This is a genomic window from Pseudomonas sp. KK4, assembly GCF_001984065.1.
In the GTDB taxonomy this organism is placed as follows: domain Bacteria; phylum Pseudomonadota; class Gammaproteobacteria; order Pseudomonadales; family Pseudomonadaceae; genus Aquipseudomonas.
In genome coordinates, this window is record NZ_LYVP01000150.1 from 1 (window position 1) to 10,261 (window position 10,261).

The following is a 10,261-nucleotide window of genomic DNA, read 5'->3' on the forward strand; positions in this document are numbered from 1 at the left end:
TGACTGATACACCGCCTTCGCGAGCAAGCCCGCTCCCACAGTAGTTTTGTAACGACCAGAAAATCCACGGCCAGCCCAAAAAACCTGTGGGAGCGAGCCTGCTCGCGATGAGGCCGGCACATCCAACATCAACAGTGACTGACCCATCGCCATCGCTGGCAGGCCCGCTCCCACAATGGTTTTGGGGCATTCACAAAATCCACGGCCAGCCCAAAACCCCGTGGGAGCGGGCTTGCTCGCGAAGAGGCCGGCACAGCCAACATCGCGGGTGACTGATACACCGCCTTCGCGAGCAAGCCCGCTCCCACATTTGATTTGTGTTGTTGCGCAGAGTCAGCAAGTGGCTGCCACCCGGCAGCACACGGATGCCCGTCCGGCATTTCGTCGGTACAATGCGCCCCTCGACCGTGACAGCCGACTAAAAAAACTATGTCCTTGCCCAAACATCACCTGGAATTGCTCAGCCCTGCCCGTGACGTGGCCATCGCCCGCGAGGCGATCCTGCACGGTGCCGACGCCGTCTACCTCGGCGGCCCGAGCTTCGGCGCGCGGCACAACGCCTGCAACGAAGTCAGCGATATCGCCGCGCTGGTGGAGTTCGCCCATCGCTATCACGCGCGGGTGTTCACCACCATCAACACCATCCTGCACGACAACGAACTGGAGCCGGCGCGCAAGCTGATCCATGAATTATACGACGCGGGCGTCGATGCGCTGATCGTCCAGGACCTGGGTGTGATGGAACTGGACATCCCGCCGATCGAGCTGCACGCCAGCACCCAGACCGACATCCGCACCCTGGAGCGGGCGAAGTTCCTCGACCAGGCCGGTTTCTCGCAACTGGTGCTGGCCCGTGAACTGAACCTCAAGGAAATCCACGCCATCGCGGCCGAGACCGACGCGGCGATCGAGTTCTTCATCCACGGCGCCCTGTGCGTGGCGTTCTCCGGCCAGTGCAACATTTCCCACGCACACACCGGGCGCAGCGCCAACCGTGGCGACTGCTCCCAGGCGTGCCGCTTGCCGTACACCCTCAAGGACGAAAAGGGCGGGGTGATCGCCTACGAAAAACACCTGCTGTCGATGAAGGACAACAACCAGAGCGCCAACATCCGCGCCCTGGTCGAGGCCGGCGTGCGCTCGTTCAAGATCGAAGGGCGCTACAAGGACATGGGCTATGTGAAGAACATCACGGCCTACTACCGCCAGCGTCTGGACGACGTGCTCGAAGACCGCCCGGACCTGGCCCGTGCCTCCAGCGGCCGCACCGCGCACTTCTTCGTGCCGGACCCGGACAAGACCTTCCACCGTGGCAGCACCGATTATTTCGTCAGCGACCGCAAGATCGACATCGGCGCCTTTGACTCGCCGACGTTCACCGGCCTGCCGGTGGGCGTGGTGGAGAAGGTCGGCAAGCGTGACTTGCTGGTGGTCACCAAAGAGCCGCTGTCCAACGGCGACGGCCTCAACGTGTTGGTCAAGCGCGAAGTGGTCGGCTGGCGCACCAACATCGCCGAACCGAAAGGCGAGTTCGAAGAGGACGGCGAAAAGCGCTACCGCTACCGCGTCGAGCCCAACGAGATGCCCAAGGGTCTGCACCAGTTGCGCCCCAATCATCCATTGAGCCGCAACCTGGACCACAACTGGCAGCAAGCGCTGCAGAAGACCTCGTCCGAGCGCCGCATCGGCGTGGCCTGGCTGGCACGTCTGGACGAGCAGCAGCTGCAGTTGACCGCCACCAGTGAAGAGGGCGTCAGCGTCAGCGTGACCCTGGCCGGTCCGTTCGGCGTGGCCAACAAGCCGGAGCAGGCCCTGGAGCAACTGCGCGATCTGCTCGGTCAACTGGGCACCACCGAATACCACGCCACCGACATCAGACTGGAAGCACCGCAGGCGTTCTTCATCCCCAACTCGCAGCTCAAGGCCCTGCGCCGGGAAGTGATCGAAGCGCTGACCGCGGCCCGCATCAAGGCCCACCCACGGGGTGGCCGCAAGGCCGAAACCAATCCGCCGCCGGTGTACCCGGAGTCGCACCTGTCGTTCCTGGCCAACGTCTACAACCAGAAGGCCCGGGATTTCTATCACCGTCACGGGGTCAAGCTGATCGACGCGGCGTACGAGGCTCACGAAGAGCCGGGTGAAGTGCCAGTGATGATCACCAAGCACTGCCTGCGCTTCTCCTTCAACCTGTGCCCGAAACAGGCCAAGGGCGTGACCGGCGTGCGCACCAAGGTCGCGCCGATGCAGTTGATTCATGGCGATGAAGTGCTGACCCTGAAGTTCGACTGCAAGCCCTGCGAGATGCATGTGATCGGCAAGATGAAAGGCCACATCCTTGACCTGCCGCAGCCGGGCAGCGTGCAGCCTGTGGTTGGCCACATCAGCCCCGAAGACCTGCTCAAAACCATCCCCCGCGCGCCGCACTAAGCGCACACAAACCTGTGGGAGCGGGCTTGCTCGCGAAAGCGGTGTGTCAGCCAGATTGATGTCGACTGACACACCGCCTTCGCGAACAAGCCCGCTCCCACAGTCGTATCACCCCCAAATGTGGGGTTCGCGCCAGACTGGCGGCCTTCCAAGGCTGTGCTAGCGTCTTGAGGTCAACCCTCATTTGCGAGCTTCTGCCATGGACGAGACAATCGTTAATGTAACCACCGAGAAGTTCAACGCACTGATTGCAGTCGTGCAGGCCTACGGTGTCGCTTTTGCAGTCAAGATTCTGGGTGCAATTGCCTTTTGGATCATCGGTCGCTGGCTGATCGGCTTTGCTGTCGGCATGGTGCAGAAGTCCCTGGGCAAGCAGAAGGTTGACCCGACCGTGCTGCGCTATGTCGGTTCGGTGATCACCGTCACGCTCAACATCATCCTGGTGATCGCCATCCTCGGTTACCTGGGCATGCAGACCACCACCTTCGCCGCATTGCTGGCCGCGGTTGGCCTGGCGATCGGCATGGCCTGGTCGGGGCTGCTGGCGAACCTGGCGGCCGGCGCCTTCATTATTGTGCTGCGCCCATTCAAGGTCGGCGACTTCATCAGCGCCGGCGGCGTCACCGGCACCGTGACCGAGATCGGCCTGTTCGCCACCGCGATCAATACCCCGGACAATGTCCTGACCCTGGTCGGCAACAACAAGATCTTCGGCGACAACATCCAGAATTTCACCCACAACCCGTTCCGTCGCGTGGAGCTCAAGGCGCAACTGTCTGGCGCCGCCGACTGGAAAGCGGCCGCAGCCTTGCTCAAGGAAAAAATCGCCGCCATCCCCAATGTGCTCGCAACCCCAGCGGTGGACGTGGAAATTCTCGAGTTCAACCTGGTCGGCCCGGTCCTTGCGGTGCGTCCGTACTGCCACAACGAGAACTACTGGCAGGTGTATTTCGACACCAACCGCGTCATCAAGGACGCCCTCGGCGAAGCCGGTTTCCCCGCGCCGATGCCGGCCCAGACCGTGATCTTCCAGCAAGGCGCAGCGCTGCCCGGGACGCTCGCCGCCAAGGAGTGAACTTCGCCGCGAGCGTCAGCGAGTGCGCTTGCGGCTGCCCAGGCGATTGACGGCCAGCAACAGTCCGCCCACCAGCAACGCCGCAGCGGCTACCAGCAGCGGCGAAGGGCGTTGCGTGAATGCCGGGGCAGGGCGCACCTGCACAACCGGCACAGGCAAGTCGGCCTGGGCGCGAAACGGCTCCGGGCTCAACGTCAGGCGCGCACCATCGGCCAGGATCAAGGTCAGGTCTTCGATGGTGCCGGCGACCCGTCCCGCAAACACTGGCTCGCCGGTCGGGTCGAGTTGATCGTAGAGAAATTGCTGCCCTTCGAGCCAGCCGACGGCGGTCTGAAGCTCGGGCCCCAGGTAGTATTTTCCATCCAGAAAAAAGCCTGGAAAGTGATGCGCCCGTTCGACGCTGTCGACGACATAGCGCTCCCCGTATCTCATGCCGGTGGCCGGGGCGATCATAGTGACGCCTCAAGCGTCAGCGCGATCAATCTGTGGATATTCATCTGAGTCTTCCTTGCAAGTGGATGTAGCCATTGGAAGAACCGCGCAAACCGAAAGTGCGACGCGCCGGACGAGCGGCACTCTCGCGCCATTCGTCTACCCGAACGCACCCTCGCGCCGCTGCCACTTCCAATGGATACGAACGCCATGTTGCAGAGGTGGTTATGAACGCTGATCCCGATGACAAAAAACCTGACCCCGGCAAGTACGACCCTTTGACGACGCCTGACCCTGATGATCCTCAGGAATGGGATGAGTCGGCGGAGCGGGAAATGCCAGAGGCCGACGAGCAAACGCCGCTGTCCGATGACAGACGCTGATCGCCCTCTCCCTGTAGGAGCGAGCTCGCTCGCGATGGAGGTCAACGATAAAGCGGGGTGCCTGATGCCCCGCGGCGTCCTCGGGTTCATCGCGAGCGAGCTCGCTCCTACAGGGACGGGCGTTGGCCACCCGTCCCCGGCTGGTGAAAGCCGATGGAATTTTCTGCAGGCCCCTCAATCTGCTGTTCAACGAGCAATTATCTGCCCAGGAGCCTCCAGTCATGAGCGTATTCAAAACCTTGTCCGGCACACCCACATCACCGGGGCAGTGCGACGATGACGCCTACCGCGAGCTTTATACCGCGCTGTATAACGATGCACCCGATGCCCACGCGCGGGCCGAGGCCTTTTTACGCCAGCAACTGGCCCTCGCTGCCGGGCTCCCGTGCGATCTGCCCGAAGCGCCTGAGCAGCTGACGGCATGGGCCGAGCAGCGTTGCGCCGACGTGGCCAGCGAGTACGCCGCCTACCTTGCAAAGCGCAAGCAGGGTGGCGAGCGCGAGTATTTCCAGAACAAGGCCCATGCGCTGTATTTCCTGCAACGGGTAGCACCGACCAAAGTGGTCGACGGCGCCTGGCTGGAAGGCATGCTCAACCACTGGCAGGACCTGCGCTTCGACGGCCTGCTCACGACCTATCTCGAAGAACTGGGCAAGGGCGATCCCCGTCAGAACCACGTGCTGATCTATCGCAAGCTGCTGGCCGAACACGACTGCGACGACCAGCAAGGGCTGGACGACGAGCACTTCGTTCAAGGCGCGATCCAGTTGGCGTTCGCCCGTTGCAGCGCCGAGTTCTTGCCCGAGGTGATCGGCTACAACCTGGGTTACGAGCAACTGCCGCTGCACCTGCTGATCAGCGCCTACGAACTGCGCGAGCTGGGGATCGATCCTTACTATTTCACTCTGCACGTGACCATCGACAACGTCAGCAGCGGCCACGGTCGCAAGGCTGTCGAGGCGCTGCTCGACCTGTTGCCGCTGGACGAGGGCAGGGCAGCTTTCTTCCAGCGGGTGGCCCTGGGGTATCGCCTCAACGAACTCGGCGTGGGCTCAACGGCGGTGATTAAAGGCTTTGATTTGCAACGTGAAGTGGTGGCGATGCTCGAACGCAAGCGCGAGTTTGGCCAGCACATGCATTCGGACTACTGCAAGGTCGACGGGCAGACCGTCAGCCAGTGGTTGTCGTCGCCGGGCAAGATTGCGCAGTTCCTCGGTGCCATGGAACGCATGGGCTGGATCAAACGCCATGGCCCGCCCCAGGACAGTCGATTCTGGCAATTGATCGAGGGCGGCACGGCGGCGATGTTCGGTGTGTTCGACGGCTATGAAAAACAGTTGATCCACGACTGGATCGCCGGCGACTGGCAGGGGCCAAGGCAACGACCGGCCGTGCATCGGGATCAACCCCACCAGGCTGATGAGGTGGCCCCGACGGATCCGGAGCTCAAGTCGCTGCAGGACAATTTGCTTGGGCAGCCGCCGGCCCGAGCGCTGGAGTTGCTGATGCCCTGGCTGTCTGCGCAGCGCCATCACCGCCCGGCCGGATTGTTCGCCACCCGCCGCTTTGTCGAACTGCGGACCCGTTTGCGCTGATTGAAGGAGCCATTGTATGTCCGCACAACACATTGCCGATCGTGCGCTGCTGGAACTGGGCCAACGTCTGATCGCCGAGGAGTATCGTTTCGTCACGCCCAGCCCGCTGACCCACCAGACCCATCTTCAGCGCTTTGCCTCGCCGTTGGCCAAGGACTTGCGCGATGTGTTTGGCTGGTCGATGCCCTTCGATCAGTCGCTGTTCCAGGACGGTGAGCTGAACATGCTGGAGCAGGCGGGCATCGTCGAACGGGACGGTGCGCTGTGGCGCAGCACTGTGCGCTGGTCGAATCTGCAAGGCCTGCTGTTCGCCCACTCGGCGTACCCGACCACGCAAGCCGATTCGGTGTTTTTCGGTCCTGACAGCTACCGCTTTGCCCAGTTGATCGACGCTCATCTGCAACAGCATGTCGAGCCGATACAACGGGTGGCGGACATTGGTTGTGGGGCCGGTGTCGGGGCAATGATCGTCGCCCGCGCCCGCCATGCCGCCCAGGTACTGGCGGTGGATATCAATCCTCGGGCGCTGCGTCTTTGCGCGGTGAATGCCGAGCTGGCCGGGCTCAGCAACGTCACGGTTTACCACAGCGACATCCTGCGCAGTGTCGAAGGCCCGTTCGACCTGATCGTCGCCAATCCACCCTACATGAATGACAGCCAGCAGCGGGCCTATCGTCACGGAGGCGGGGCCCTGGGCGAGGCGTTGTCGCTGCGCATCGTGCGTGAGTCCCTGCCGCGGCTGAACCCGGGCGGCAGCCTGGTGCTGTACACCGGTGTGGCGATGGTGGCCGGACGCGATCCTTTCCTCGAAGGTGTGATGCCGATGCTCAATGGGGATAGTTTCAGCTGGACTTACCGCGAACTGGACCCGGACGTGTTCGGTGACGAACTGCGCAAGCCCGGCTATGAACTGGCGGAACGCATCGCCGTAGTGGCGCTGACCGTCACCCGCACCTACTGAATCTTGAGCGCAGTCCCCTGTGGGAGCGGGCTTGCTCGCGAAGGCGGTGTGTCAGTCACCGTCATGTTGTCTGGCACACCGCTTTCGCGAGCAAGCCCGCTCCCACATGGATTGGCGGTGATCATTGTTCAATTACCGTCAGCCACCTTGCGCTCGATCTCGTCAATTTTGCGCTGCTGTTCGTCGGCTTCGGGTTCATCGTCCGAAGGCAAAACGTCTGGTACAGACTCGTCCGTGCCGTTGGCGGGTTTGACTGGTTCGTCGTTTTTCATGGGGGTTCCTCCCGTGTATTCACATTGGATGAACCCCTTGAGGGCGAGTTCGAGTTATTTGCGACTCTAGCGGCTCAAAGGGCGCTGTAACCGAAATAAACGAACGCTACGGTCGCGGCGGCGGCAAACGCGAACAGGGCTTTGGACGCCGAGCGGTGCGCGAGCAGCGAGCCGGTCGAGCGTTGCAGGTGCGTCCCCGAATACACGGCCCGGCTGAAGTAGCCGTCCCTGGTCGCCCGATAGGTGAAACGCAAGCCCAGGAGCAGGAACAGCACGATCAGGCCGATGGCAACTGCGCGGGTGATCACTGGATTGATCGTGGTTTTGGGCAGTTCTTCTTCGCAGGCGGCGCTGTCGTCTTCGGCGATGGAGATGCGTCCGTCATCCAGTGATGCCAGCAAGGGCCCCTGGCCGCTGCCGGGCTGACTGAGGTCCAGCTTCTGATACTTCCAGAGCGTCGCCGAGCCTTCACGGCAATAGGTGAAGCCGCTCGGGTTGGAGGCGACGATGATGCACGCGTCGTTGATGCCGTGTTTTTTCAGGGTTTCAGTGGCCGATCGAGTGAAATCGAGCTCGAGCACGGGAATGGTCCCGTTGGCCCAGGCCCCGGCGCAAAACAACAGGCTCCCCAGCAGGCAAAGCGTTGAAGTCTTCAAGGTTATATTCCTTGTTTGATCGGCCTTCGGTTCGAGCGCAGGTGTGCCTTGCCCCGTTAGTGGGTTAAGTCTAGATCGGCATTGGCAACTTGATGGGCAAAAAATTGTGCGGGGCGGATTTCGCTCAAGGCCCTGATCCGGGCCGCCGTCGCACGCGATGTCGTCAAGCCTGCGGGAGCGAGCATGCTCGCTCCCGCATCATGTTACGTGCGTTTGGGCAATTGCCAGTTCGGCCGAATGAAGTGGCAGGTGTAGCCGTTCGGGTAGTGCTCCAGGTAATCCTGGTGTTCAGGTTCCGCTTCCCAGAACGGTCCGGCGGGCTCGACTTCGGTGACCACTTTGCCGGGCCACAGGCCGGATGCCTCGACGTCGGCAATCGTCTCTTGGGCGATGTGCTTCTGCTCCTCGCTCAGGTAGAAGAGCGCCGAACGATAGCTCATGCCCAGGTCATTGCCCTGGCGGTTTTTGGTGGTCGGGTCGTGGATCTGGAAGAAGAATTCGAGAATCTGCCGATAGCTGATCTGCTCGGGGTCGAAGATGATTTCGATCGCTTCGGCGTGGGTGCCGTGGTTGCGGTAGGTCGCATTGGGCACATCGCCGCCGGAGTAGCCGACCCGCGTGGCCAGTACGCCCGGGTAGCGTCGCAGCAGATCCTGCATACCCCAGAAGCAGCCACCGGCGAGGATGGCGGTTTCGGTGTTGGTCGTCATGTACGCACCTCCCATCAGTGAACGGCCCCGTGGATCGGGGCCGTCAGGGGCTTATTGCATTTTGCTGTGGTCCATCTTGCTGTGATCCATGCTGCCGTGGTCCATGTTGCTGTGGCCGGTCGCGCCCAGTGAACGCGCCTGGGCTTGAACTTCAATGGTCTCTTTCTCACCCTTGGCGTTTTCCACGGTCAGGGTCAACGGCACCGTGCTGCCCTCGGCCACTTGTGCCGTCAGGTCCAGCAGCATGACGTGGTAGCCCTGGGGGTCGAGGCTCACTGGCTTGCCGGCCGGCAACGCCACGGACTGCACCTGACCCATGCGCATCACATCGTCCTTCATGCTCATCTGGTGAATCTGCACGGTCTTGGAGATCGGCGACTGCACGCTGATCAGCTTGCTGTCGCTGTCGGCTTGCAGGGTCATGAAGGCACCGGTCGACGGCTGGCCGGCCACCGTGGCGCGGACCCAGGCATCACTGACCTGGGTTTGCGCCGACACCTGCCACGCCATGCCGAGCAGCGAAAGGCCCAGGGCCAGTTGTTTGATGCGCGATGTGCGGGATGAATTCATCAGCAGACTTCCATGACGGTGAGCAGGTCTTCTGCGCACTCTTGAGCGGTAAGGGACGCGGACAGGCCCAGGCGCAAATTGCCCCGGGAGTCGAACACGTAGCTGGTCGCGGTGTGGGACAGGGTGTACGTGTCGCCGCTGGGGACCTTCTCAAAGAATACGCCGAACTCCTTGGCGGTGGCGGCGGTTTCTTCCAGCGTGCCGTACAGCGCTTCGAAAGTGGGGTCGAAGGCCTTGACGTATTTGTCGAGCAATTCAGGGGTGTCTCGCTCCGGGTCCAGGCTGATGAACACCACTTGCAGGCGATCGCCATCGCGGCCCATCAGCTTCTTGGCCTGGGCGGCACGGGCCAGCGTGGTCGGGCAGACGGCGGGGCATTGGGTGAAACCGAAGAAGATCATCGGCATCAGGCCCCGATAGCTGCCGAGCATCCGGGTTTCGCCCTGGGCGTTCTTGAGCTTGAAGGATCGCCCCATGATCTTGTCGCTCAGATCCTTGCCGTACTTGAACGACAGCTTGCTGCTGTCGTCGCAGCCGGCCAGCAGGCCCAGGCTCAGCAGGCTCATGCCCTGCAGGACCGTGCGACGGGAATACAACGTACTCATGGAAATAAAGCTTCCTGTGTAGCGACAGATAAAACACAGTGCCTGACGCATCAGACGAAAAAAAGCGCAGGGATGTTAACAAACTGTTGCCCGTTCGCGCTTAATCCATCGCCCGCCGGTACTGCGCCAAAAGGTCGCGGGGAGCGCTTGAGCGAGCCGACGAATGACCGGCGTGCGGACACATTGCAGATACAATCGTACGCTTTGATGAACCCCAACCAACCCCAGAGAGCATGGCCATGTTCCGCAAACTGCAAAACGCCGCCCGTTTTTTCAGCAAAAGTGCACAACTGATGGTGGGCATGCCCGACTACGACAACTACGTCGCACAAATGGCAATCAAAGCCCCGGGCGAGCCGGTGATGAGCTACGAAGCCTTCTTCCGCGAACGCCAGGAAGCACGTTTCGGCCGCGGCAAGTGCAATACCCGCTGCTGCTGAAAACCTGAACTCAGAACTATTTGTGGCAAGTGAGTTTTTGTGGTGAGGAAGTTTTCGTAGTGAGGGGATTCATCCCCTCACCACAAAAGCAGCCACCACCCCTGTGGCGAGGGAGCTTGCTCCCGCTGGGCTGCG

The 10,261-nt window shown here is 61.8% G+C and carries 12 protein-coding genes; 6 read left to right on the forward strand and 6 right to left on the reverse strand.

Annotated features, from left to right (window positions below; genetic code table 11):
* Positions 1 to 429: 429 nt before the first annotated feature.
* Together B0W55_RS26705 and B0W55_RS26710 are read left to right on the forward strand one after the other, a co-directional pair.
* Entirely contained in the window at positions 430 to 2,427 is a 1,998-nt protein-coding gene (locus tag B0W55_RS26705; RefSeq protein WP_077048910.1) for a U32 family peptidase, read from the forward strand.
* A gap of 199 nt (positions 2,428 to 2,626) precedes the next feature.
* Positions 2,627 to 3,502 carry a mechanosensitive ion channel family protein gene (locus tag B0W55_RS26710; protein WP_077048911.1) on the forward strand — a complete coding sequence of 292 codons (876 nt, stop codon included), beginning with the start codon at positions 2,627 to 2,629 and terminating at the stop codon, positions 3,500 to 3,502.
* 15 nt (positions 3,503 to 3,517) lie between these two features.
* On the opposite strand, the gene B0W55_RS26715 is transcribed toward B0W55_RS26710, so the two are convergent.
* Complete coding sequence (locus B0W55_RS26715) at positions 3,518 to 3,955, reverse strand: short chain dehydrogenase (RefSeq protein WP_077048912.1); 438 nt, start codon at positions 3,953 to 3,955, stop codon at positions 3,518 to 3,520.
* 206 nt (positions 3,956 to 4,161) lie between these two features.
* Here B0W55_RS26715 and B0W55_RS30900 point away from each other — a divergent pair, with 206 nt between their 5' ends.
* The 3 genes from B0W55_RS30900 to B0W55_RS26730 all read left to right on the forward strand — a co-directional run bounded on the left by B0W55_RS30900 (position 4,162) and on the right by B0W55_RS26730 (position 6,873).
* Positions 4,162 to 4,317, forward strand: a complete 156-nt coding sequence (locus tag B0W55_RS30900; RefSeq protein ID WP_175645572.1) for a hypothetical protein — start codon at positions 4,162 to 4,164, stop codon at positions 4,315 to 4,317.
* A 221-nt stretch (positions 4,318 to 4,538) separates the two neighbouring features.
* Entirely contained in the window at positions 4,539 to 5,912 is a 1,374-nt protein-coding gene (locus B0W55_RS26725; RefSeq protein WP_077048914.1) for an iron-containing redox enzyme family protein, read from the forward strand.
* 16 nt (positions 5,913 to 5,928) lie between these two features.
* Positions 5,929 to 6,873, forward strand: a complete 945-nt coding sequence (locus B0W55_RS26730) for a class I SAM-dependent methyltransferase (protein ID WP_077048915.1) — start codon at positions 5,929 to 5,931, stop codon at positions 6,871 to 6,873.
* Positions 6,874 to 7,001: 128 nt separating this feature from the next.
* Here the strand turns inward: B0W55_RS26730 and B0W55_RS30905 are convergent, their stop codons facing one another.
* From B0W55_RS30905 to B0W55_RS26755, 5 genes are all read right to left on the reverse strand, one after another.
* Positions 7,002 to 7,145 (reverse strand): hypothetical protein, encoded by a 144-nt coding sequence (locus B0W55_RS30905; protein ID WP_175645573.1) that lies wholly within the window; start codon positions 7,143 to 7,145, stop codon positions 7,002 to 7,004.
* A 74-nt stretch (positions 7,146 to 7,219) separates the two neighbouring features.
* Positions 7,220 to 7,801: a hypothetical protein gene (locus B0W55_RS26740; protein ID WP_077048917.1), complete on the reverse strand. Its 582-nt coding sequence runs from the start codon at positions 7,799 to 7,801 to the stop codon at positions 7,220 to 7,222.
* A gap of 203 nt (positions 7,802 to 8,004) precedes the next feature.
* Positions 8,005 to 8,511, reverse strand: coding sequence for a peptide-methionine (S)-S-oxide reductase MsrA (gene msrA, locus B0W55_RS26745; RefSeq protein ID WP_077048918.1), 507 nt, complete (start codon positions 8,509 to 8,511; stop codon positions 8,005 to 8,007).
* Between the two features lie 51 nt (positions 8,512 to 8,562).
* Complete coding sequence (locus B0W55_RS26750; protein WP_077048919.1) at positions 8,563 to 9,081, reverse strand: copper chaperone PCu(A)C; 519 nt, start codon at positions 9,079 to 9,081, stop codon at positions 8,563 to 8,565.
* Positions 9,081 to 9,686, reverse strand: a complete 606-nt coding sequence (locus B0W55_RS26755) for an SCO family protein (protein ID WP_077048920.1) — start codon at positions 9,684 to 9,686, stop codon at positions 9,081 to 9,083. The genes B0W55_RS26750 and B0W55_RS26755 overlap by 1 nt, the downstream gene beginning before the upstream one ends.
* A 239-nt stretch (positions 9,687 to 9,925) precedes the next feature.
* Between B0W55_RS26755 and B0W55_RS26760 the strand changes: the two genes are divergently transcribed.
* On the forward strand, positions 9,926 to 10,126 hold the full coding sequence (locus B0W55_RS26760) for a YbdD/YjiX family protein (RefSeq protein WP_077048921.1): 201 nt from the start codon (positions 9,926 to 9,928) through the stop codon (positions 10,124 to 10,126).
* The last annotated feature ends 135 nt before the right edge of the window (positions 10,127 to 10,261 follow it).

Bases quoted from the DNA above. Each gene is read 5' to 3' on its own strand.
- B0W55_RS26705 (WP_077048910.1), top strand. From the start codon at position 430: ATGTCCTTGCCCAAACATCACCTGGAATTGCTCAGCCCTGCCCGTGAC.
- B0W55_RS26710 (WP_077048911.1), top strand. From the start codon at position 2,627: ATGGACGAGACAATCGTTAATGTAACCACCGAGAAGTTCAACGCACTG.
- B0W55_RS26715 (WP_077048912.1), bottom strand. From the start codon at position 3,955: ATGATCGCCCCGGCCACCGGCATGAGATACGGGGAGCGCTATGTCGTC.
- B0W55_RS30900 (WP_175645572.1), top strand. From the start codon at position 4,162: ATGAACGCTGATCCCGATGACAAAAAACCTGACCCCGGCAAGTACGAC.
- B0W55_RS26725 (WP_077048914.1), top strand. From the start codon at position 4,539: ATGAGCGTATTCAAAACCTTGTCCGGCACACCCACATCACCGGGGCAG.
- B0W55_RS26730 (WP_077048915.1), top strand. From the start codon at position 5,929: ATGTCCGCACAACACATTGCCGATCGTGCGCTGCTGGAACTGGGCCAA.
- B0W55_RS30905 (WP_175645573.1), bottom strand. From the start codon at position 7,145: ATGAAAAACGACGAACCAGTCAAACCCGCCAACGGCACGGACGAGTCT.
- msrA (WP_077048918.1), bottom strand. From the start codon at position 8,511: ATGACGACCAACACCGAAACCGCCATCCTCGCCGGTGGCTGCTTCTGG.
- B0W55_RS26750 (WP_077048919.1), bottom strand. From the start codon at position 9,081: ATGAATTCATCCCGCACATCGCGCATCAAACAACTGGCCCTGGGCCTT.
- B0W55_RS26755 (WP_077048920.1), bottom strand. From the start codon at position 9,686: ATGAGTACGTTGTATTCCCGTCGCACGGTCCTGCAGGGCATGAGCCTG.
- B0W55_RS26760 (WP_077048921.1), top strand. From the start codon at position 9,926: ATGTTCCGCAAACTGCAAAACGCCGCCCGTTTTTTCAGCAAAAGTGCA.